This is a genomic window from Sorangium sp. So ce887 (genome assembly GCF_051521455.1).
GTDB lineage: Bacteria > Myxococcota_A > Polyangia > Polyangiales > Polyangiaceae > Sorangium.
The window spans coordinates 3,564,782-3,585,818 of sequence record NZ_CP150354.1; the positions used below are offsets into that span (position 1 = coordinate 3,564,782).

The 21,037-nt window shown below is 73.3% G+C and carries 13 protein-coding genes; 7 read left to right on the forward strand and 6 right to left on the reverse strand.

What is annotated here, in order from left to right:
• Positions 1-68: 68 nt before the first annotated feature.
• On the reverse strand, positions 69-5,255 hold the full coding sequence (locus tag WMF36_RS13480; RefSeq protein WP_437579995.1) for a sigma 54-interacting transcriptional regulator: 5,187 nt from the start codon (positions 5,253-5,255) through the stop codon (positions 69-71).
• A 137-nt stretch (positions 5,256-5,392) separates the two neighbouring features.
• Here WMF36_RS13480 and WMF36_RS13485 point away from each other — a divergent pair, with 137 nt between their 5' ends.
• The 3 genes from WMF36_RS13485 (at position 5,393) to WMF36_RS13495 (ending at position 8,778) form a co-directional block, all read left to right on the forward strand.
• On the forward strand, positions 5,393-6,124 hold the full coding sequence (locus tag WMF36_RS13485) for a hypothetical protein (protein ID WP_437579996.1): 732 nt from the start codon (positions 5,393-5,395) through the stop codon (positions 6,122-6,124).
• Positions 6,125-6,258: 134 nt separating this feature from the next.
• Positions 6,259-7,368, forward strand: coding sequence for a Kazal-type serine protease inhibitor family protein (locus WMF36_RS13490; RefSeq protein ID WP_437579997.1), 1,110 nt, complete (start codon positions 6,259-6,261; stop codon positions 7,366-7,368).
• Between the two features lie 186 nt (positions 7,369-7,554).
• A complete protein-coding gene (locus WMF36_RS13495) occupies positions 7,555-8,778 on the forward strand; it encodes an MFS transporter (protein ID WP_437579998.1) in 1,224 nt (407 codons plus the stop codon).
• A gap of 61 nt (positions 8,779-8,839) precedes the next feature.
• Here the strand turns inward: WMF36_RS13495 and WMF36_RS13500 are convergent, their stop codons facing one another.
• Entirely contained in the window at positions 8,840-10,192 is a 1,353-nt protein-coding gene (locus tag WMF36_RS13500; RefSeq protein ID WP_437579999.1) for a hypothetical protein, read from the reverse strand.
• An 89-nt stretch (positions 10,193-10,281) separates the two neighbouring features.
• Between WMF36_RS13500 and WMF36_RS13505 the strand changes: the two genes are divergently transcribed.
• On the forward strand, positions 10,282-11,277 hold the full coding sequence (locus tag WMF36_RS13505) for a TetR/AcrR family transcriptional regulator (protein WP_437580000.1): 996 nt from the start codon (positions 10,282-10,284) through the stop codon (positions 11,275-11,277).
• Positions 11,278-11,330: 53 nt separating this feature from the next.
• On the opposite strand, the gene WMF36_RS13510 is transcribed toward WMF36_RS13505, so the two are convergent.
• Both WMF36_RS13510 and WMF36_RS13515 read right to left on the reverse strand, forming a co-directional pair.
• Positions 11,331-12,284 carry a class I SAM-dependent methyltransferase gene (locus WMF36_RS13510; RefSeq protein WP_437580001.1) on the reverse strand — a complete coding sequence of 318 codons (954 nt, stop codon included), beginning with the start codon at positions 12,282-12,284 and terminating at the stop codon, positions 11,331-11,333.
• 141 nt (positions 12,285-12,425) lie between these two features.
• Positions 12,426-13,670 carry a winged helix DNA-binding domain-containing protein gene (locus tag WMF36_RS13515; protein WP_437580002.1) on the reverse strand — a complete coding sequence of 415 codons (1,245 nt, stop codon included), beginning with the start codon at positions 13,668-13,670 and terminating at the stop codon, positions 12,426-12,428.
• A gap of 277 nt (positions 13,671-13,947) precedes the next feature.
• On the opposite strand from WMF36_RS13515, the gene WMF36_RS13520 reads away from it, so the two are divergent.
• Positions 13,948-14,901 carry an STAS domain-containing protein gene (locus tag WMF36_RS13520; RefSeq protein ID WP_437580003.1) on the forward strand — a complete coding sequence of 318 codons (954 nt, stop codon included), beginning with the start codon at positions 13,948-13,950 and terminating at the stop codon, positions 14,899-14,901.
• A gap of 134 nt (positions 14,902-15,035) precedes the next feature.
• Here the strand turns inward: WMF36_RS13520 and WMF36_RS13525 are convergent, their stop codons facing one another.
• A complete protein-coding gene (locus WMF36_RS13525; protein ID WP_437580004.1) occupies positions 15,036-16,217 on the reverse strand; it encodes a hypothetical protein in 1,182 nt (393 codons plus the stop codon).
• A gap of 601 nt (positions 16,218-16,818) precedes the next feature.
• Between WMF36_RS13525 and WMF36_RS13530 the strand changes: the two genes are divergently transcribed.
• Complete coding sequence (locus tag WMF36_RS13530; protein ID WP_437580005.1) at positions 16,819-18,423, forward strand: hybrid sensor histidine kinase/response regulator; 1,605 nt, start codon at positions 16,819-16,821, stop codon at positions 18,421-18,423.
• On the opposite strand, the gene WMF36_RS13535 is transcribed toward WMF36_RS13530, so the two are convergent.
• Positions 18,368-19,132 carry a GAF domain-containing protein gene (locus tag WMF36_RS13535; protein ID WP_437580006.1) on the reverse strand — a complete coding sequence of 255 codons (765 nt, stop codon included), beginning with the start codon at positions 19,130-19,132 and terminating at the stop codon, positions 18,368-18,370. The two genes, WMF36_RS13530 and WMF36_RS13535, sit on opposite strands and share 56 nt — an antisense overlap.
• A gap of 177 nt (positions 19,133-19,309) precedes the next feature.
• Between WMF36_RS13535 and WMF36_RS13540 the strand changes: the two genes are divergently transcribed.
• On the forward strand, positions 19,310-20,947 hold the full coding sequence (locus WMF36_RS13540; protein ID WP_437580007.1) for a hypothetical protein: 1,638 nt from the start codon (positions 19,310-19,312) through the stop codon (positions 20,945-20,947).
• Positions 20,948-21,037 lie beyond the last annotated feature (90 nt).

Sequence of the window (21,037 nt, forward strand, 5' to 3'; positions counted from 1 at the left end):
GACTTCTCGGACGAAACGGAGCTGTGCTGTTATGCCTGCGGCGGACACGGACCTGCGTGCGGAGGCGCTCAGTCGTCGCGAGGGCTCGCCGGGCGGTTGCTCGGGTGCTCTGTCGGACGTTCTGCTGAGCGGTCCGTTGGACGTTCTGTCGGACGTTGGATTCCGAGACGCCGCAGCTTCCGGTAGAAGGTCGCCCTCGACATGCCCGCCTCGCGCGCGGCCTGCAGCGCGTTCCAGCCGGTGCCCTCGAGCGCCGCGAGCAGCGCGGCGCGCTCGTCCTGGAGGGGGCGCGGCGCGCCGCGGCCGCTGCCTTCCCGCGCGCGGGGCAGCTCCACGTCGTCGGGGCCGATCCTGCGGCCGTCACAGAACACGACCGCCTTCGTGATCACGTTCTCCAGCTCGCGCACGTTGCCCGGCCAGCCGTGCTGGCTGAGGCGCCGCAGCGCCTCGCGGGAGAGCTGCGGGGCCGGGCGGCCGAGCTGCTCGGCGGCGCGGCGCACGAAGTGGAGCGCGAGCTCCGGCAGGTCCTCCAGCCGGTCGCGCAGCGGCGGCAGCCGGATCTGCACCACCGCGACGCGGTAGTAGAGGTCCTCGCGGAAGCGCCCGCGCGCGGTCTCGGCGAGCAGATCGCGGTTCGTGGCGCAGACGAGGCGGAAATCCACGCGCACGGCCTCGGCGCTGCCGACCGGGCGCACCTCCCGCTCCTGGAGCACCCGGAGCAGCTTCGCCTGCACCTCGAGCGGCATCTCGCCCAGCTCGTCGAGGAACAGCGTGCCGCCGCGCGCCGCGACCACGAGCCCGGTCCGGTCCCGGTCGGCCCCCGTGAAGGCGCCGCGGACGTGCCCGAAGAGCTCCGACTCGAGCAGCGCGGCGGGGAGCGCGGCGCAGTTGATCCCCATGAACGGGCCGCTCTTGCGCGGGCCGGCGAAGTGGATGGCGCGCGCGACGAGCTCCTTGCCGGTGCCGCTCTCGCCGGTCACGAGCACGCTGACCGGCGTGTCGACCACGCGGTCGAGCGTCGCGAACACGGCGCGGAGCGCGGGGCCGCGCCCCACGATGGCGCCGTAGTCGTAGCGGTGCTCCAGGGCCTGCTGGCGGACGAGCACCTCTTCTTGCAGCCGGTCGATCTCGGCGGCCTGGCCGCGCAGGAGCTCCTCGACGCGGCGCCGCTCGGCCTCGAGCTCCACGGTGCGGCGGCGCAGGTCGTCGACGAGCCGCGCGTTGCGCAGCGCGAGCGCGACCTGGTCGGCGAAGGCGAGGAGCAGGTCGACGTCGTCGGGGGCGAAGCGCGCGCGCCGGAAGCGGTTGTCGAGGTAGAGCGCGCCGAGCACGCCGTCCGGCGAGCGGATCGGCACGGCGATCACGGACCGGAGCCGCATGGCGTGCACCGACGCGTGCTCGCGGAACCGCGGGTCGTCCTGCGCGTCCACGGTGACCACGGGCTCCTGCGTCGCGATGGCGCGCTCGGCGATGCTGTAGCTGAACTTGAGGTGGCTCCTGCCGACCTTCTCGCGGTCGACGTTGCGCGCGACCGTCACGCGCAGCTCGCCGCCCGGCTGCTCGAGCAGCAGGAACCCGCGCTCCGCGGCGGTGAGGTCGATGGCGGCGTCCATGGCCATCGCGAGGATGTCGGCGATCTCGACGGAGGAGTTGAGCTTTCGGAACATCGCGAGGAGCCGCTCGAGCTTGGCCGCGCGCTCCGCCGCGGGCTGCGCCTGCGCGCCGGCGGCCCCGGGCGGCGCCGCAGCCTCGGCCGGCGCGGGCCGGGCGGCGCGGCGGCGGGGGTGCATCCAGAAGGCGTGCTGGAGCGCTTCCGGGAGCGAGCGCGCCATGGCGGTCCAGGCGGCGGTCGCGCGCTCCCGCTGCGCCGCCGCGACCTCGGGCTCGCCCGCGAGCTCCTCGGCGTCGGCGAGCGCGAGGCGGACGTCCGCGACGAGGTCGGGCTGGGCCGCGCGCTCGGCGAGGCCGAGGGCGCGCTCGAGGAGCTCCTGGGCCGCGGCGAGGTCCTGACCGGGGTTGGGCTGACCGGGGTTGGACCCACCCAGGTTGGGGTTGGGGCCGGCCTGACCCAGGTTGAGACCGGCCTGACCGGGGTTGGGCCCACCCAGGTTGGGGTTGGGGCCGGCCTGACCCAGGTTGAGACCGGCCTGACCGGGGTTGGACCCACCCAGGTTGGGGTTGGCGCCGGCCTGACCCAGGTTGAGACCGGCCTGACTGGGGTTGAGGCCGCCCTGACCGGGGTTGGCGCCGCCCTCGGCGTCGAGCAGCGCGAGCCGCCCCTCGAGCAGCGCCGCGCGCGCGCCGAGGTCGGGCGCCTCCCGGACCGCCCCGTGCTCGCGCGCCCGGGCCAGCGCGGCGCGCGCGTCGCCCAGCGCGCCCCGCGCGAGGTGCGCCCGGCAGAGCTCCAGCTCCTCCTCCACGACCTCGCGCTGCGCGCCCTGCGCCTCGAAGCCGCCCCGCGACCGCTCGAAGCAGCGCGCCGCCTCCTCGGCGTCGCCCGCCGCGAGCGCGCAGTCCCCGAGGACCGACGCCGCAGCCGCCGCGAAGAACGGCGCCCCCCGCCGCGCGGCCTCCGCCTCCACCCGCGACGCCACGCGCGCGGCCCGCTCGAACGCCCCCACGTCCGCCCAGAGCTTCGCCAGATCGAAGTCGAGCACGAGGACCAGGTCCGCCTGGCCCAGGGCCGACGCGAGCCGCGCCCCGCGCTCGTAAGCGGCGAGCGCCTCGCCCAGCTCGCCTGACTGGTGGCACGCCGTACCCACGTTGAGGCTGCAGCGCGCGACAAGGTCGCCGAGGCCGTGCTCCTCCGCCGTGGCGAGCGCCTGCCGGTAGCCGGCGAGCGCCGCCTCGACCTCCCCCGCGCGGAAGGCGTCGATCGCCTGGTACGACAGCGCCCGCACGAGCGCCCGCGGCGCGCGCCGGTCGCGGTGCAGCCCGGCGGCGAGCCCGAGGTGCAGCCCCGCGAGCCGCCGCTCGCCCAGGTAGCTCGCCGCGACGCCGACGTCCTCGTGCAGGCTCGCCAGCACCTCCGGGTCGTCGCACCAGGCGAGCGCCGGCTCGGCGCGGGCCCGCGCCTCCGCGTGGGATCCGAGCCGCAGCAGCGCCCGGCCCGCGAGGTCGGCGAGGCCCGCGCGCTCGCGCGGACTGAACGGCGGCAGCGGCGACGCCTCCCCGCAGGCCTGCTCCGCCTCGTCGACCCGCGCGAGCGCCGCCGTCGGATCGCCCAGCTCGAGCAGGCACGCGCCCAGCCGGACGAGCGCCTGCCCCCGCCGCGCCCCGAGCGCGGCGGCCTGGCCCTCCGCGAGCAGCGGCTCCAGCACCTCGCGGGCCCGCGCCGCGCGGCCCCCGCGCTGCAACGTCGACGCGATCTCCAGCCGCGTCTCCGCCGCCGTCGCCGTCTCGAGCAGCGCCTCGGCCGCCGCGGCCCACGCCCCCGGGTCCGCCTCGCGCTCGGCGCGGCGCCCCAGGAAAAGACGCTCGGCGGCCGCCGCGTCGCCCGACAGCGCGAGGTGCAGCACCTGCTGCTCCACCCGCGCCGGGAACGCCGCCGCCACCCGCGCGTGCGCCGCGCGGACCGCCTCGCCGCCGAGCGCCGCCAGCAGCGCGGCGATCGGCCCGGCGCGCGTCAGCGTCCAGCCCCCTGCGGCGCGCGCGGCCACGCCGCGGGCGGCGAGCTCGGCCAGGTGCGCGACCGGCAGCCCGAGCGACGGCAGCTCCTCGTCGGCGACCGCGCCGCCCTGCACGGCCAGCGTGGCCACGGCGTCGCGCAGCGGCCGCCCCAGCCCCCGCAGCCGCAGCGCGTAGCGCGCGCTCGCCCCGGGCGTCGTCGCGTCGAGCCCCGCGATGTCCCCGCTCTCCGCGAGCCGCCCGGCGATCACCACGAGGTCGGCCGGCCACCCGGCGCTCGCCCGCAGCACCACCTCGGTCGCGTCGCCCAGCCCGATGTCGTCCATCCAGCGCTGCACCGCCTCGCGCCCGAGCGGCGGCAGCGCCACCTCGCGGGCGCTCCGCCCCGCCTCGGCGGCCACGGCGGCGAGCGGCGCCCGGCCGCCGCCGTGCGGGATGCGCTCGGCCGCCAGGACCAGCACCGGATCGTCGGGGCCCAGCAGCCGGACCAGCGCCTCGAGCATCTCCCGGTCCGCCCCGGTCACCTCGTCGGCGTCGTCGAGCACGAGCACGAGCGGCTCCGCCCCCGAGCCTGCCCGCGCGCGCGTGAGGCGCTCGTGCGCGCGCAGGGCGCCGAGCGCGCCGGCGGGGAGCGCCTCCTCGCCGGTCGCCCGGCCGAGCATCGAGGCCACCGGCGCGCCGGCCCGCGCGAACCCCTCCACGGCTTCCATCCTGAGCTCGGCGCTCCACTTCGCCTCGCGCAGCAGCCGGCTCTTCCCGCAGCCGGGCTCCCCGGCGATCACGCAGAGGCGCGGCCCGCTCTCCCCGCGCTCGAGCGCGGCGAGCGCCTCGGCGACGGCGCGCAGCTCGGCGTCGCGGCCGACGAGGTGGGGCGGCTCCGGCGGCGGCGGGGCCAGGGCGCGCGGCGACGCGCCCACCCAGTCGAGCGCCTCGCCCGCGTCGGCCGGGCGGTCGCGCGGCTCGGGCCGGACGAGGCGCTCGACGAGCGCGGAGGCCGACGCCGGCAGCGGCTCCGCGAGCAGCGGGGCGATCGCGCCGAGGGTGCGGCCGAGCGAGAACAGGTCCGCGCGGCCGTCGGCCGGCTCGCCGCGGATCACCTCCGGCGCGACGTAGCCCTGGGTGCCGGAGACGCCGTCGTCGGTCCTCCCGCCGACCCGCGCCGCGCACGACAGGTCGATCAGGACCGCGCGCCCCGACGCGCCGACGAGGATATTGGCCGGCTTCACGTCGCCGTGCCGGATGCGCGCCCGGTGGAGGAAGCGCAGGGCGTCGAGCACGTCGACGATCGCGGCCCGCACCTCCTCGAAGCGCCGGCCTGTCACGTACTCGTCGAGCGGCGCACCGAGCACCGCCTCCGACGTGAAGTAGAAGCGCGCCTCTCCGGTCTCCCGGAGCATGCCGAAGTCGTGCACCCGGACGAGGTGCGGATGGAACAGGCCCGCCAGCATCCTGAACTCGCCGCGGAGCGCCGCCCGCTCCGCGGTGCGCGCGCGCCGGAGCAGCTTGAGACAGAGGTCGCGCCCGAGCGCCTCGTCGCGCGCGAGCCACGCCGTCGCCAGGCCCCCTCGCCCCAGGGGGCGGAGCAGGCGGTAGCGGCGGGCGACCAGGCTCCCCTCGGCTGGGATCATCCGCACAGTGTCTCACGGATGTGCCATCCGAGACAGTGAGACAGTTAATGAGACACCTGTGCCTGAGGTTTCACGATGATTTCTGCCGTTTTTCCGTCGTAACCCCGTTCGGCATCGTGTTTGCTGAAGGGGTAAGCATGGCGACGCGGACGACAGGCAGACACGGGGACCGGCGGGGCGCGGTCGTCTCGGCGTTCCTCGCGGTGCTCCTCGGCGGCTGTGTCGTGAGCCCGCAGCCGAGCCCGCCTGTCCACGAGCCGATCCTGGACGGGGGGCTCGTCGGCGTGTCGGGCGACGTCATGGTGCTTGTCGACCAGATCAGGCTCCTGGGCCAGGCGGGCGCGGTCACGCCGGCGGGGGGCGTGATCGTGGTGACGAACCTCGACACGCTCGACGCGCCGGTGCTCGCCGACGTGAACCCCGACGGGAGCTTCGTGGCCATCTTGACCGCCCGCACGGAGCAGGTCCTGCGGATGCAGGTGAAGCAGGGCGAGCTCCGGTCCGAGCCGGCGGATCTGCTGCTCGCGGGGTCGCCCATCAGCGGGACCCAGAAGACGCTCGATCACCTGCTGTGCCTCGAGGTCGAGCCGGACGCCTGGGTCTCGTTCGAGGGCGCCGGCGGCTCTCGCGACGTGGTCGTCCGCAACACGTGCGCCGGCGACGTGTCCATCGAGGCGCCGCGCCTGCGCCGCGGCGATGGGCCGTTCAGCGTCAGCCCGGAGGCGCCGTTCGTGGTGCCGGCGGGCGGGTCCACCGTCGTCACCGTGCGCGCGGACGGCGACGGGGACGAGCTCGAGGACGTGCTCTTCCTCGACGTCACGGCGCCCGAGCCAGGGCGCCGCGCGCTGACGCTCACGCTCCCCGACTGAGCGGTCGGGGCAGCGACCCACGGATCACGCGCCGCGCCCGTGCGCGGCGCAGAGGCGCCCTTCCTCGCGAGGGGAGGGGCTCGTGCATGTCTTTCGCCTCGCCGGTGACGGCGAGGCCATGTTGGAGGAACATCATGAACGTTCAGAATCGCATCAAGAGCAGCCGTATCGGTTCCGTTCTCTGGCTCGCGCTGTCGATGATCCCGCTCGCGGTGGGCTGTCAGGTCGAGATGACCGGCGACAACACCGGCTCCGACTCCGACGAGGTGCGGGGCGGCAGCCGTGCCTGCGGCGGTCTCCTCGGCCTCGACTGCAAGAAGGGCTTCTTCTGCGACTACGAGCTCGAGGCCATGTGCGGCGCGGCCGATCAGACGGGCACCTGCGAGCGCATGCCGGAGGCGTGCACGGAGGAGTACAACCCGGTCTGCGGCTGTGACGGCAAGACGTACGGTAACGAGTGCGCCGCGAACTCGGCGGGCGTGTCGGTCTCGTCGCGCGGCGAGTGCGAACCGCCCCCGGTGCAGCAGTGCGGCGGCATCGCGGGCTTCGCGTGCGACCCCGGGTTCTTCTGCGACTATGCGCCCGACGCCATGTGCGGCGCGGCCGATCAGATGGGCAGCTGCGCGCCCATCCCGGAGGTGTGCACGAAGGAGTACAACCCCGTCTGCGGCTGCGACGGCAACACCTACAGCACCGCGTGCGTCGCGAACGCGGCGGGCGTCTCGGTCGCGTCGCCCGGCGAGTGCGAGAAGGCTCCGGGAGCGGTGTGCGGCACCCGCGGCGCCGAGGCGTGCGGGCCCGGGCTCTTCTGCAGCTTCCCGCCCGAGGCCGAGTGCGGGATCTCCGACAAGCCGGGCACCTGCGCGCCCATGCCGGAGGCGTGCACGTTCCAGTACGATCCGGTCTGCGGCTGCGACGGCAAGACGTACGGCAACGCGTGCTCCGCTGCCTCGGCGGGCATGTCGGTGGCGTCGCGCGGCGAGTGCGAGACGGCTCCGGTGCAGCACTGCGGCGGCATCGCGGGCCTCGCGTGCGACCGCGGGGAGTTCTGCAACTACAGCCTGGAGGCCCTCTGCGGCGCGGCCGATCAGACGGGCGTCTGCGAGACGATCCCGGAGGTGTGCGTCACGGACGACTACACCCCGGTCTGCGGCTGCGACGACAAGACGTACAGCAACGCGTGCAACGCGCACGCGGCGGGCGTGTCGGTGGCGCTGCTCGGCGAGTGCCCTGAGCGCCGGTGAGCGAGCGCCGATAGGGGCCGGCCGCGCCGCGCCTCCCGTGACGCCGACGCGACAGGTCCTGCGTCTCGTCCTTCGCGGGGCTCTCCGGCAGAGCCCCGCCCCCGCCTGATCGGGGAACGCCGGACCGGTCTGGGTGATTGAACCGGGAGGGCGCGCGGCGTATGCCTGCGTTGCCCTCCTTCTCCCATGCAGACCTCTTCCACGCCTCCTCCCCGGTCGCTGCGCCTCGGGCTGGTCTGGCTGATGGCGGCGGCCTCCGGCGCCACCGTCGCGAACCTCTATTACAACCAGCCGCTGCTCGGGGACATCGGCCGGGAGCTCGGCGCTTCGGGCGGCTCGCTCGGGCTCGTGCCCACGATGACGCAGGTGGGTTACGCGGCGGGGATGCTCCTCCTCGTGCCGCTCGGCGACAGCCACGAGCGGCGGCGGCTCATCGTCGTCATGGCGGCGCTGGCGAGCCTCGCGCTGCTCGGCGCGGCGCTCGCGCCGGATCTGCCGTGGCTCATCGCGGCGAGCTTCGCGGTGGGCATCACCAGCGTGGTGCCCCAGCTGCTCTTGCCGTTCGCGGCGCAGCTCGCGCCGGACGAGCAGCGCGGGCGCGTGGTGGGGATGGTGATGAGCGGTTTGCTCATCGGCATCCTCCTGTCGCGCACGGTGGCCGGCTTCGTCGGCACGCAGCTCGGCTGGCGCGCGATGTTCTGGGTGGCGGCGGGGCTGATGCTCGCGCAGGGCCCGATATTGCGCCTGGCCTTGCCGGCGCAGCCGCCGGTCGCGGCGATGTCGTATCCGGAGCTCCTGCGCTCGCTCGGGCGCCTTGCCCGGACCGAGCCCGCGCTGCGGCTGCACTCCGCGCTCGGCGCGCTCACATTCGGCGCCTTCAGCGCGTTCTGGGCGACGCTCGCGCTCTATCTCCAGAGCATGCCCGAGCGCCACGGCCCGCAGGTCGCGGGCCTCTTCGGCCTCGTGGGCGTGGCCGGCGCCGCCGCGGCGCCGCTCGTGGGCCGGTACGCGGACGTGCGCGGCGATCGCTGGATCAACGCCCTCGCGATCGGGGTGCTGCTCGCGTCCTTCGGCGTGCTCTTCGGGCTCGGATCCTGGCTGTGGGGCATCGCGCTCGGCGTGGTGCTGCTCGACCTGGGGGCGCAGGCCAACCAGATCTCGAACCAGGCGCGCGTGTACTCGCTGCGTCCCGAGGCGCGCAGCCGGATGAACACGATCTACATGACGACGTATTTCGTGGGCGGGGCGGCCGGGGCGTGGCTCGGCACGGCGGCCTGGACGCGCTGGGGGTGGCTCGGGGTGTGCGCGGCGGGCGGGGCGATGTCGGCGACGGCGCTCGGCCTGCTGTGGGCCGGGGCGGCGCGGGGGGCGCGCGCTGCGCGCGGAGGGGGAGGGGCTGGCGCGGGCTGAGCAGGCATCGCGGTGACCTGCGCTTCTCCGGGTCGCCGCGGGGGACGGGGCGGCCGCGACGTCACGGCGTCATCGGCAGCGCGACAAGGATGTTCAGGTTGCACATCTCGTTCTGCGTGCCCCACCCGGGAAGGACCGGGGCCTCGGCGTCGCGCGTGTCGAAGGTGCATGTCACCTCGAGCGACGAGCTCGGGTCGAGCAGCGGCCGCGTGCGGTACCAGTACATGCCCTGCCAGTGGACGTCCCAGTCCTCCACGCGCGCGATGCAGCTCTCCTGCTCTCCCGACGTCACGCGCGTGTCGAAGGTGCGCCCGCGCTCGTGCATGTGCGGCATCACGCCGAGCACCTCGATCGGGGGCAGCGCCGGGTCGAGCGCGAGCTCCGCCCGCGTCCTGCGCCACGTGGTGGCGGCGTCCTTCTGGCCGGGCGGCAGCGAGTCCGGGCCGTCCGGCTCGAAGAGGCTCGTGAGGAAGCCGTCGTCCCCGATGAACACGGCGCGCCGCTCCACGGTGTCCTCGTAGCGGAGCCGGACGCGCGTCGAGTCCTCGGCTCCGGCGCCCGCGTGATCGTGGATGTTGTAATGCACCTGGACGACGAAATGGTCCTTCGCGCTGACCGGCGCCCCGGTGCCGCCGGGGAACTCGACAACGACCTGTCCGGGCGCCCAGGCGAGCAAGGGCTGGAACGGCATCCCCTCGGCCGGCCCGCCGAAGCACTCCCAGCCGGGCCGGTCCGGCGAGGCGTCGTCGAGCTCCGTCATCAGATCCTGGTTCGTCTTGCCCTCCACCAGGGACGCCTCCGTGGGCGTCACCCGATAGATCGTGACGTGATGAACGATGGCCCGGACCCCGGGCGTCACCTGATATCCGGTGATGAAGCGGTCGGCGTCGAGGCCCGGGTCCACCTGAAAGCACCTCCACTCGTCGTGCGCCGCGAGGGGGTTCTCGGGGTCGGCCACGGGGGTTATCGGCGGTGTCATGTAGTCGACCCCGCCCTCGAGCGTGGGCGCGGGCGGGGCGGGCGGCGCGCCCGCGGGATCCCCCTCGGCGCGCGCCCCGGTCGCCCAGCGATGGATGATGTCGAGCTCCTCGGCGGTGAGCGTCTCCTCGTCCTCGAAGTCGCCGCACGAGCCGTCGTGCGTCACGAGGAACGGGGGCATATGGCCGCCCTGCACCGCGTCGTCGATCGCGCCGGCGCGCGCCTTCGCCGAGATGTAGTCGTCCAGGCGGAAGGGCGCGAGCCCGCCCTCCTGATGACATGCGGTGCACTTGGACGCCGTGATCGGCGCGACGTCCTGCCAGAACGTCGGCTCCGGCGCCGTCTCCGGCTCCTCTGCCGCGCATCCGAGGGAAAACGCGAGCGGCACGAGGGCCGCGAGGCCGCGCGCGTGGAGGGGTAGGGTCGTCGTTCGCATCGATGGCCTCGGGTCGTGCAGCTTCAAGCGGACCTCCCTGGTCTGTGTATAACGTACACTGTTATGTGTGTGGTATACGCAGTTGAGCGATGGCTGTCAAACCAAAGAGGCGTCGAAAGACGGCGACGGAGTACAGCGGGGGCGGCGACGCCGTGCGCAGCCTCGAGCTCCTCTGGGGGGCCAGGAAGCGGCCGAACCGGGGGCCCAAGCCGGGCCTGAGCCTCGATCAGATCGTGCGGGCCGCCATCGAGCTCGCCGACGGCGAGGGGCTCTCTGCGCTGTCGATGCAGCGGGTCGCCGCGAAGCTCGGGTTCACCACGATGTCGCTCTACCGGTACGTGCCGAGCAAGGCCGAGCTCCTGGATCTCATGCTGGACGCCGTGGCGGGGGAGCTGCCCCTCGTCGACGGCGTCCCCGGGGGATGGCGGGCCAAGCTGGAGGCGTCGGCGCTCGCGGACTGGGCGCTCTACCACCGCCACCCGTGGTTCTTGCTCGTGACGCCGGTGCGCCCCGTGATGGGCCCGAACGGGATGGCGGCGTACGACGCGGAGCTCCGCGCGGTCTCGGGGGTCGGCCTCACCGACCGCGAGGTGCTCGCCGCCGTCCACCTCGTCGACGGGTACACCCGAGGCGCGGCGAGGCTCTCGGTGGACGCGGTCGAGGCCGAGCACGAGACCGGCGTCACCGACGAGCAGTGGTGGTCCGAGCGCGCGTACTTCTGGGACAAGCTCTTCGACCCGAGCCGCCTCCCGACGATGGCGAAGCTGATGCGCTCGGGCGCCTTCGACGCGCACCCCTTCGCGGAGGACGTCTTCCTGTTCGGCCTGCAGCGCGTGCTCGACGGCATCGAGGCGCTCGTCCGCGCGCGCGCCGGGCAGTGTGACGAAAGCCATGAATCGTCACGATCTGCGACGTCCGAATGTGACGAAACTCCCGGCGATGCCCCTCGGCGTGACGAGGGGCCGGCGTGCGCGCAGTGCGGCGGCGAGATCGTCCAGCCGGCCACGGGGCGGCCGCGGGCTTACTGCTCGCGGGCTTGCCAGCAGCGCGCGTACCGGGCGCGCAACGCGTCGGGCGGACGGTGATCGTCGCCCGTCCGCGCCCGCCGCGCTCCGGTGGCGGGCGCGGCGGCGTCCTCTCAGCGCGCCGCCAGCATCCAGGCCGGCGCCCACCAGTACCGGTGGAGCAGCCGGCGGTCGACCTGCGCGAAGCCGGCCTCGTGCAGCAGCGCCGCCCAGTCGTCGATGGGGTGCTCGAACGTGGTGCGGGTCGCGCCGCGGTCCACATAGCCGAAGAGCACCGGCATCAGGAAGCCCTGCGCCACCGTGTCCAGGTCGGCGCCGGCGTACTCGGCCAGCCCATCGCGGTAGCGCTCGAGCACGTGCCGCGCGGTGTCCGGCGACAGCGGCTCGTCCATGCGCGGCGCGTCGAACTCGGCGAGGAGCAGCAGAACGCAATGCGCGCGCGCCCAGCGGAGCAGCGCCGGCCTCTCGGCCGGATCGATCGCGTGCAGGCAGAAGGTCGCCTGCGCCACCGCCCAGCGCCGCGACGCCATGTCGGGGTCGGCGGCGAGCTCCTGGAGTCGCCCTGGGAATGCCTCGAAGTCGACCCCCCGCGCGGAGAGCGCCGCGGCGCATCGCTCGAGCAGCGGCGCCGCCGGCTCCACCACGGTTGCCCGCCGCACCGTCGGCGTCAGCGCGGGCAGCAGCGCCATTCCATCGCCGGCGCCGATATCGAGCAGATCGAACGGCGCCTCCGGGTACTGGCTGGCCAGCGCCGCGCTGGTCTCCCGGTAGAGCGGCACATTGCCGCCCCCGCGGATGAAGGCGGCGAATCCCTCCGCGGACACGTAGACGTTGCGCTTCCCCTCCCGGGCGACCCGCTCGAGGTGCGCCGCGGCTGCCTGGAACAAGAGATCCTCCGGCGAGGCCTCGCGGGCGCGCGCCGCGAAGGCCGCGGCGTCCGCGTAGCGCTCGTCGGAGAACGCCAGCATCGCGAGGTAGCCAAGGTCCTCCGGCGACGGCGCGGCGACGGCGGCCGCCGCCTCGTCGAGCCCGGCGGCGCGGTAACGATCCCAGATCCTGTCCAGCATGGCTTCTTCCTGCGCGTTCCTGCGCGTTCCTGCGCGCGGAGGGCCCCGTTCAGCGCTCGCGCGAGAGGCGCGGCGGGAAGGTCCGAAAACCGGCCCCGGCGATCAGCCGGAGCTCGGTGAGGCCCACGGGGCGATACAAGATCATCGTCGTCTCTGCTCCTTTGCTCCGCCCTTCGCCCGTGCCGCCGGCGCGTTCGCGGCGCCATTGCCCTTCGCTCGTGCCGCCGGCGCGTTCGCGGCGCCATTGCCCTTCGCCCGTGCCGCCGGCGTCTTCGCGGGTCCAGCCTTCTCGAAGCGCACATCGAACGCGCCGGCGTCCTCCTCGACGAAGCGGAGGAGCGCCTCCCCCTCCTCGGCGAGCTCCCCGCGCGCCTCCCTGGAGAGGGCCTCGAACGGCTCGATCACGAGCGTGGCCAGGCGCTTTTTCCGCTCGACCCCCCACGTGCCGGCCACGAAGCCGTCCACGAGGAACGTCGGCAGAATGCGCAGGTTGGCGGACAGGACGATCCGCGCGCGATGCTCGCCCGCGATGACCCGCGTCCGGTCGTCGTGAGCGAGCAGGAGGTTGTCGTAATCGGGCAGAAACCGGGCCGGCGCGGCGGTGTCCACGGGCGGGCGCGGCGCGTCGGGTAGATCGAAGAGCTCCCGGCCCCGCTCGTCGCGGAACGTGCAGAGCCGCTCCCGCAGGGATCCGAGCACGTCCTTGATCCCGGTCAGGCCGGACCACGTCTGCACATCGGTCGCGGTCGCCGGGCCAAACGACGCGAGGTAACGGAGCACGAGCGACCGAGGTCCGCCGTCCTCGCAGAGCGGTTTGCCCAGCCAGGACGCCGCCGGGGCGAAGTCCGCCGTTCCCGGGTAGGCCCACGGGGTCTCGGCGGGCACCTGGACGACCGGCAGGTGCATGCGAACCGCCAGGGCCATGGCCCGCACGTCGCCCTCGGGGTGGAGCGCGGCCAGGTGGTCGCGCAGCTCGTCCATGGTCCGCGGCTCCTCGTCGAAATACGCGCGCGCCTCGGCGACCAGCCGCGCGACCTCGAGCGTATCGGCGCGGGCGCGGAGGATCGACCGCGCCGCCGCGTGGAGCACCGGCGCGATGACCGGGTGCAACGCCAGGTAATCCTTCGCGCTCACGAGGTGCAGCGTGCCGCGCAGGAACGGCGCCCGGACGACCTCGCGGCGCAGGAACCGCTGGACGAGCTCCTCGCGCCGGAACCCCACCAGCCGCGACCAGAGCCCGATGAACGGCGGCCGCGCCAGCTGGGCCTGAAGGGCGACCAGCCGCTCGATCCCCTGGACGGCCGTGGCCCGGTCCCGCGAGAGCAACATCTGTCGCGCGAGCGTGGCCCGGTTGAGCTCTTTTCGGGTCAGTGTCGTGGTGGGCATGCCGCCCGGCGAGCTTACCCGAAACGAGGTTTCCTCCGGCGTGATCCATGAATCCATGGAATCAGCGTCCCCATCCACAGCACGTGGACAGGCTGGCGCTCGACGGGCGAGGGGACGCCGGCGCCCGCCCACGGCGCGCGCTTGACGCCAGACGGCACCTCGGGACGGGTCGAATGCACCCCAAGAGTCGTGCCGCTTGCTTCCGCTTGCATCAAATATTTACATCTCGTATCCTCGACGTGCGCTCGTATCTCGCCTGATGTGGGGGTGCCGTCATTTGCCCAGAGCGGTTCATATGAAGACAACTCCGACGATCGCCGAGCTCGAGCACGAGATTGATGCGCTGCGGCAGCGCGTTGCCGAGCTGGAGATCCCCGCGCGCCGCTATCAGGCGCTGCTCGACGGGGGCATCGTGAGCATGATGATCTACGATCGCGAGAGCCGCGCGATCGAGGTGAATCGTCGGTGGGAGCAGCTATGGCACTTGCGCCTCGGGGATCTCACCGAGTGGCGGTTGCTGGCGGATGAGCAGGTATCCGCCAACGGGTCGATGCCCCTCGTCGAGCGAGCGTTCTTGCGGGGCGAGTCCACGGCGTTGCCTACCATACGCTATGATCCGGTCCAGGCGGATACGCTCCAGAAGGGAGTGGCCCGCTGGGTCGCCTCCTCGCTCCATCCCATCAACGACGCGGCGTGCGGCGTGCGCGAGGTGCTGCAGATCCACGTGGATATCGGCGAGATCAAGCAGAGCGAGGATGAGCTGCGGGCCCAGACCGCGCAGCTCGAGGCCGCGGTGGACGAGCGAACCCGGCGGATCGAGGAGCAGCTCCGCGTGAGCGAGGAGCAGCAGCGCGCCATCGCCGCGCTGTCCACGCCCGTGCTCCGGCTCTGGAACGGCATTCTCGCGCTGCCGCTCGTTGGCCGCATCGACGCCGTTCGCGCCGCCCGCATCCTCGACGTGCTGCTCCAGGCCATCGTGGACACGCGGGCGGAGCACGTGATCATCGATGTCACCGGCGTGCCTTTCGTGGACGCGGACGGGGCACATCACCTGCGCGACACGGTGCGCGCGTCCTCGTTGCTGGGCGCGCAGTGCGTCATCGTCGGTATCTCGCCGGCCATGGCGAAAGTGCTGATCGACAGCGATCTCGGCTTCGACGACGTTCCCATCTTTGCGAGCCTCGAGCACGGGCTCCGGCGCTTCCTGTCCTACCGCAACGAGGGCCGATAGCCTGGCGCCCGCGGGCGCGCCTCCAGGACCCCCGACGGCTTCTTCGCGGAGTCGATCCCGGCGGCCAGCCCCGAGATCAGCGCTTCACCACGGTTGACGCTCCGTGCAATTTCCGGCGCGAAGCGGCCTGATCATCAAAACGAGAGGCCGGCGCCGAGGTGGAGCATCCAGGTGACCGCGGGCACCTCGTGAATGAGCTGCGTCGGGTTCTCGAACACGAACGAGCGCCGCACCAGCGAGAACTGCGGTCCACCTTGCACGTCGACGCGCACGAGCGCGCCGGGCGAGACGGTCACGCGCGCGAGGAGCCCGAGGCTGGCCCAGGGCACGGTGACCTGGTTCACCTCGGCGATCGTCTCGCCGACCAGCCCGCTACCGTGGAGAAAGCCGGCCTCGGCGCCCGCGCAGGGCGCGAGCGCGAGCCAGCGCGTCGGGCGAAAGAGGTCCGCGCAGGCGTCGAGCCGGCCGATGCCTCGGGTGAAGCGGGCGCCGCCCGGCCCGGCGTCGACGGCGCCGGAGGCGGCCATCTCGGCCGCGACGCGGAGCGAGGCGCTGACGCCGAGATCGGCGCGCAGCTCGAGGAAGGCTCCCCCGCCGAGGAGGACCTCGGGGGCGATCCCGGACGCCGCGCTCGCCTGGAGGCCGAGCGTCCACCGGCGCTCCACCGGCAGCGGCGGGGAGCGCGGGGCGACGGCGGCCGGTGACGCTGGGCGGGCCGGCGGGGCGGCGGGCGGCGGCGCGGCGCGCGGCGGGCTCGCCGGTCCCGCCGCTTCACCGCCCACGGGAGCCGCCGCCCCGGCAGGGTTCGCTGCCGCGGCGGGATCCGTCGTGGAGTTCGTCGCCGCGGCGGGGTTCGCCGCGGGATCCACCGCCCCGGCGCGTTCCCGAACCTCGGACGAGCTCGGCGCCGCGGCCGGCAGCTGCGGGGCGAGGGAAGCGGTGGGGTCGATCCTGAGGGCCGTGATGAGCGCCAGCGCCGCGACGACCTCCGCGCAGGTCGAGCCGCCGACCTCGCGGACGCGCGCGCTCTCCTCCGTGCCGAGGGTGATCCGGCCGCGGCTCGCGCCCCCGCTCCGCGTGATGCGCACGCGCACCTCGAGCGCCGCGTCGTCCGGCGCGGCGGCACGCGCGCGGCTCGTGCGCGCGAGCAGCTCGCGCAGGAACGCCGCGGCGCTGGGACACCCCTCGTGGGCCTCGTACGCGATGCGCAGGTGCTGGACCTCCGCGCGCGCGTCGGACCCGGCCAGGGCGCCGGCGAGCACGACGGCGGCTGCGAGCCAGCGCGGGTGGAGCACGGCGCTCTCGAACAGTCGCACGGCGGGGCAGGGTACACCGAGCCGCCGTCCGTGGCGGCGCCGATGCGACGGCAAGCGCGACGGGCCGCAGGAAGACGCCGTCCTCTCCCCGGAGCGTTTCCAGCACCTGATCCCGCGTCGCCTCAACAATCGCTCGCTCCGGTGAGGCGCACGAGCCGAGCCTCATGAAAGCAGAGGACGCCGGCAACCTCCATCCTGTCTCTTCTCTCATTCATCACGCCTCTGTCCCCCTGCGTGTCCTCGTGTCTGGATCTCCTCTCCTGTTCATGTCGCGGCGCCAGAGCCGCGCTGACGAGGGCGGCTGCTCTCTGTGCGCTTCACCCTGGCCGCGAGCTCCCCGCCAGCCATGGCGCCTGTTCCGCGCGCCGGCCTGCTGTTGCTGGAGCTGCAGGCCGCGCGCGGCGCAGCCCTGCGGTGGGTGTTGAATATTCTGTACAGAGCGGATTGATGGCGACCGCTGCCGCTCTGCGGCATGCCGCGGTGCTTCGAGGTGGGACCTGCGCGGGACACGGCTTCCGGAGGGAAAGCGTTGCCATTCGAGCGGCTCACGGTTTTCCCGAAAGTGGCCGACGGCGCGTGAATAGAGCATCCTCTCTGCGCCATGTCTGTTTTATTACAGCCGAGCGCGTTGCCCGAGCCCGGTATGAAGGAGGCGCTCCGCCGGAGCGAGGAGCGCTTCCGGCTGCTCGTCGAGAGCGTGAAGGACTACGCGATCTTCATGCTCGATCCGCAGGGCGTCATCACGACCTGGAACCTCGGGGCGCAGGAGCTCAAGGGCTACAAGGCCGACGAGATCGTCGGCCAGCATTTCTCGCGGTTCTACCAGGAGGCGGAAGTCCGCACCGGCAAATGCGAGTGGGAGCTCGCGACCGCCGACCGCGATGGGCGGGTGGCGGATGAGGGATGGCGCATCCGCAAGGATGGCACGCGGTTCTGGGCCAGCGTCGTCATCACGGCGCTCCGCGGCCCCGGCGGGGAGCTCGTCGGGTTCGCGAAGGTCACGAGGGACCTCACCGAGCGGCGCCGCGCCGAGCAGGAGCGCCTCCGTCTCGCGCAGGAGCAGGAGGCGAATCGCATGAAGGACGAGTTCCTCGCGACGGTCTCGCACGAGCTCCGGACGCCGCTCAACGCGATCCTCGGGTGGTCGTCGCTCCTGTGCGACAGCGTGACCGACCCCGAGACCGCGAAGGCCCTCGAGACGATCCGGCGAAACGCGCAGGCGCAGGCCAGGATCGTGGAGGACGTGCTCGACGTCTCGCGCATCATCACCGGCAAGATGCGCATCGAGACCAGGCCGACGAGCCTCGCGGCCATCGTGACCGAAGCGCTCGAGGTCGTCCGCCCGGCCGCGGACGCGAAGAGCATCGAGCTCTCGGTGCAGGGCGCCGAGCGCCCCCTCCTGCTCCTCGGCGACCCGGCGCGGCTCCAGCAGGTGGTGTGGAACCTCCTGTCCAACGCGGTGAAGTTCGCCGAGACGGGGGGACATGTCCGCGTGCGCCTCGAGCAGGTCGGGGCGAGCATCGACCTCGCCGTGCACGACGACGGACGCGGGATCGAGCCCGCGCTGATCCCCCACGTGTTCGAGCGGTTCTGGCAGGCCGACAGCTCGATCACCCGCAGGTTGGGCGGGCTGGGGCTCGGGCTGTCGATCGTCCGCCACATCGTCGAGCTCCACGGTGGCACCGTCTCGGCCCAGAGCGCCGGGCTGGGCCGGGGGGCGAGCTTCTTCGTCACGCTGCCCGTGCGCGCGGCGGCGCCCCTCGCCGAGCAGGACCCGGACACCCCGCTCGATGCGGCCGCTCGGAGGCCGACGCGAGCGCGGCTGGACGGCCTCCGCGTGCTCGTCGTGGACGACGAGCCGGACGCGCGCGAGCTCGTCAACGCCGTGCTCTGCCAGCGCGGGGCGGAGGTGCACGTCGCGGGCTCCGCGTCCGAAGCGCTCGGCGCGCTCGCCGCGGCGAGGCCGCACGTCATCGTGAGCGACATCGGCATGGCCGAGCAAGACGGCTACACGTTCCTGCGGAGCGTGCGGGCGATGCCGCGGGACGCCGGGGGGGAGACGCCGGCGATCGCGCTCACGGCCTACACGGGCGGCGCGAGCCAGCGGCTCGCCTTCGAGGCGGGCTACGACGAGCACCTCGGAAAGCCGGTCAACCCGGAGGACCTTGTGCGGCTCGTCCGGAAGCTCGGACATCGAGGGCCCTAGCCGGAGCTGTCGCGCGCGGGTACGCGCCGCGCTCGATCGAGCGAAGAGCGCGCCCTCGCTCCGCGGCCCGCGCGGCGATGGCGCGGCGCCGCCTCAGCACGCCGGGAGCAGGACGCGGAAGCAGCTCCCCCGGCCCTCGTTGTCCCTCTCCTCGATCGTGCCGCCGTGCGCCTCGAGCCATGCTCCGCACGAACGTCGGCCGGTAGACGTCGAGGGGGATGCGGGGATCGAGCGCGATATCGTCGACGACCGCCGGCGTCCGATTCTGCATCACCCACCCGCTGACGCAGCTCGACATCGGGAATCGTCTTCCCTGCCAGAGCGAGGAGATCGCATCTTCCCGGGCGCAATGGCAGAGCTCACCGTCGCGGAGGACGAGCGACGCACCGTCGGCGCCGGTGAGCTCCCTGGCGGCTCGGGCCGCGATTGTCAGGAGGGTCTGTAGATCCGGCGCGCGCCACAGATCCTGCACGGCGCAGACGAGGCGCTCCGCGTTGTGATGACTCTCCCGGAAGCTCGGCTCCTGGCCGCTCGATCGGGCCGGATCGTCTGGCCCCTTTGGGTTCATGTACGGTGTCCTCGAACGCCCGGCCCGGCGCCCGACGAGGCGTGGCCCCCGGGAAAGACCAGGACAGGGTTGGCTGGCGCCGCCTGGCCGGGTCGAAGCGCCGCGGTGAAGCGCCCCGGTGGCGCACGCCGCGCGATCCATTGAATGGTATTTGTCCTTGGAGTTCGCTCACGGAGCGTGCTATCGTGTCAAGTCAGCCTTATTGATTCAAGAGTCCACCGGGGGTTCGCGCCGTCACGCCGGTCCCGCGCCTGATGTCATCGTGATCCTGGGGTCTGCGGTCCCCGCGCGACGGTGCACGACAGTGAAAGGAGAGCCATGCCCAGGTCCTTTGCATTCGTGCTTGCTGGTACGGTAGTTCTCGGGATCTCGCCGCCGGCACACGCGACGTCGTCGGTCCTTGTCGAGGGGGCGCGGCTGCACGGCGCCAACGGGATGAACGTGGGACCGGACGGCCGGCTGTACGTCGCGAGCCTGCTCGGCAATGAGATCGCCGTCGTGAACCGCAAGAGCGGGGCCGTCGTGGGACGGCTCGACGGGTCGGACGGGGTCGACGGTCCGGACGACCTCACGTTCGGCCCGGATGGCTCGCTCTACTGGACGTCGCTCCTCACCGGGAACGTCGTGCGGCGCTCGTCGTCGGGCGCCATCACCCAGCAGCACGTCGCGCTGGGGGTCAATCCCATCACCTTCTCCGATACGGGGAGGCTCTTCGTGGCGCTCGACTTCCTCGGGGACGGGCTCTACGAGCTCGATCCGGATCTGTCGGATCCGCCGCGCTTCATCGCGGGGAACCTCGGCTTCCTGAACGGCATGGACTGGGGTCCTGACGGCAGGTTGTACGGGCCGATCTGGACGCAGGGCAGGGTGGTCAGCATCGATGTGGACTCCTGCATCGGCGCGGTCGACCCGGAGGTGGAGTGCGATCTCCAGACGGTCGCCGACGGCTTCTTCATCCCCGCGGCGGTCAAGTTCGACGGGCTCGGCCGGCTCCACGCGGTCGATCAGGACGGCGAGGTGGTGCGGATCGACGTCGCGACCGGCGACAAGGAGGTCCTCGCGGTGCTCCCGGTCGGCCTCGACAACCTCGCCTTCGACGCGCAGGATAACCTCTATGTCTCGAGCGCCGCCGACGGCTTCGTCGTCCGGATCGCGCCGGACGGGCAGGTGCGCACGCTGCTCCGGGGCGGCCTTGTCCTGCCCGGCGGCGTGGCCGTGCTGAGCGAGGGAGGGGCGGAGTCGGTCTATCTCGGCGACACGGCCTCGCTCCGGAGGTTCGACGGCGACACGGGCGAGCAGCTCGGTGTCGAGCCGTCGTTCCTGGGCTTCTCGGAGCTGCACGGGCCCTCCACGGTGTCGGCCGACGGCGCGGAGTTGATCTTCAGCTCGTGGTTCGCCAGCGTGGTTCAGGTCTACGACACGACGACGGCCTCGGTCGTCGAGACCTACAGCGATTTCGCGACGCCGCTCAACGCGGTCCGGTTCCAGGGAGATCTCGTGGTGGCCGAGCTCGGCGCGGGGCCGGGCGCGGGGCGCGTCGTCCGCCAGACCAGCGGCGGGCGCGTGACGCTCGCGCCGGTGGCCGTCCCGTCGGGCCTCGCCGTCGCGGGCGGCGACCTCTGGGCCGCCGACTGGGCCGCCGGCGCGGTCCTCCAGCTGGTGTCCGGCGGCGTGACGCTCTCTCCGCCGCTCGAGGTGGCCGCCGGCCTGTGGCAGCCCGAGGGAATGGCGGTCGATCTGGACGGCTCCCTGCTCGTCGTGGAGAGCGGGAGGCGCCGCCTCCTGCGCGTCGACCCGTCGACGGGACACACCTCGATCGTGGCAAAGCACCTCGCGGTGGGGCTCGAGGCGATCACCGGGACGGTGCCGACCTATGGAATGAGCAGCGTCGCCGTCGGCGCGTCGGGCGCGATCTACGTCTCCGGCGACAAGGGCAACGTCCTCTATCGGTTCTGAGGGAGGGCTCGGCCTCGGTCGCCGCCGCCCCTCGTCGCACGTACCCTGAGCCGCACCTCGTCGTCCTAGAACACCAATCATGTTGAAACC

Excerpts from the sequence above, each read along its gene's own strand:
- WMF36_RS13500 (WP_437579999.1), bottom strand. The coding sequence starts at position 10,192 with ATGCGAACGACGACCCTACCCCTCCACGCGCGCGGCCTCGCGGCCCTC.
- WMF36_RS13540 (WP_437580007.1), top strand. The coding sequence starts at position 19,310 with ATGCCCAGGTCCTTTGCATTCGTGCTTGCTGGTACGGTAGTTCTCGGG.
- WMF36_RS13480 (WP_437579995.1), bottom strand. The coding sequence starts at position 5,255 with ATGATCCCAGCCGAGGGGAGCCTGGTCGCCCGCCGCTACCGCCTGCTC.
- WMF36_RS13495 (WP_437579998.1), top strand. The coding sequence starts at position 7,555 with ATGCAGACCTCTTCCACGCCTCCTCCCCGGTCGCTGCGCCTCGGGCTG.
- WMF36_RS13505 (WP_437580000.1), top strand. The coding sequence starts at position 10,282 with ATGGCTGTCAAACCAAAGAGGCGTCGAAAGACGGCGACGGAGTACAGC.
- WMF36_RS13515 (WP_437580002.1), bottom strand. The coding sequence starts at position 13,670 with ATGCCCACCACGACACTGACCCGAAAAGAGCTCAACCGGGCCACGCTC.
- WMF36_RS13485 (WP_437579996.1), top strand. The coding sequence starts at position 5,393 with ATGGCGACGCGGACGACAGGCAGACACGGGGACCGGCGGGGCGCGGTC.
- WMF36_RS13510 (WP_437580001.1), bottom strand. The coding sequence starts at position 12,284 with ATGCTGGACAGGATCTGGGATCGTTACCGCGCCGCCGGGCTCGACGAG.
- WMF36_RS13530 (WP_437580005.1), top strand. The coding sequence starts at position 16,819 with ATGTCTGTTTTATTACAGCCGAGCGCGTTGCCCGAGCCCGGTATGAAG.
- WMF36_RS13490 (WP_437579997.1), top strand. The coding sequence starts at position 6,259 with ATGAACGTTCAGAATCGCATCAAGAGCAGCCGTATCGGTTCCGTTCTC.
- WMF36_RS13535 (WP_437580006.1), bottom strand. The coding sequence starts at position 19,132 with ATGGATCGCGCGGCGTGCGCCACCGGGGCGCTTCACCGCGGCGCTTCG.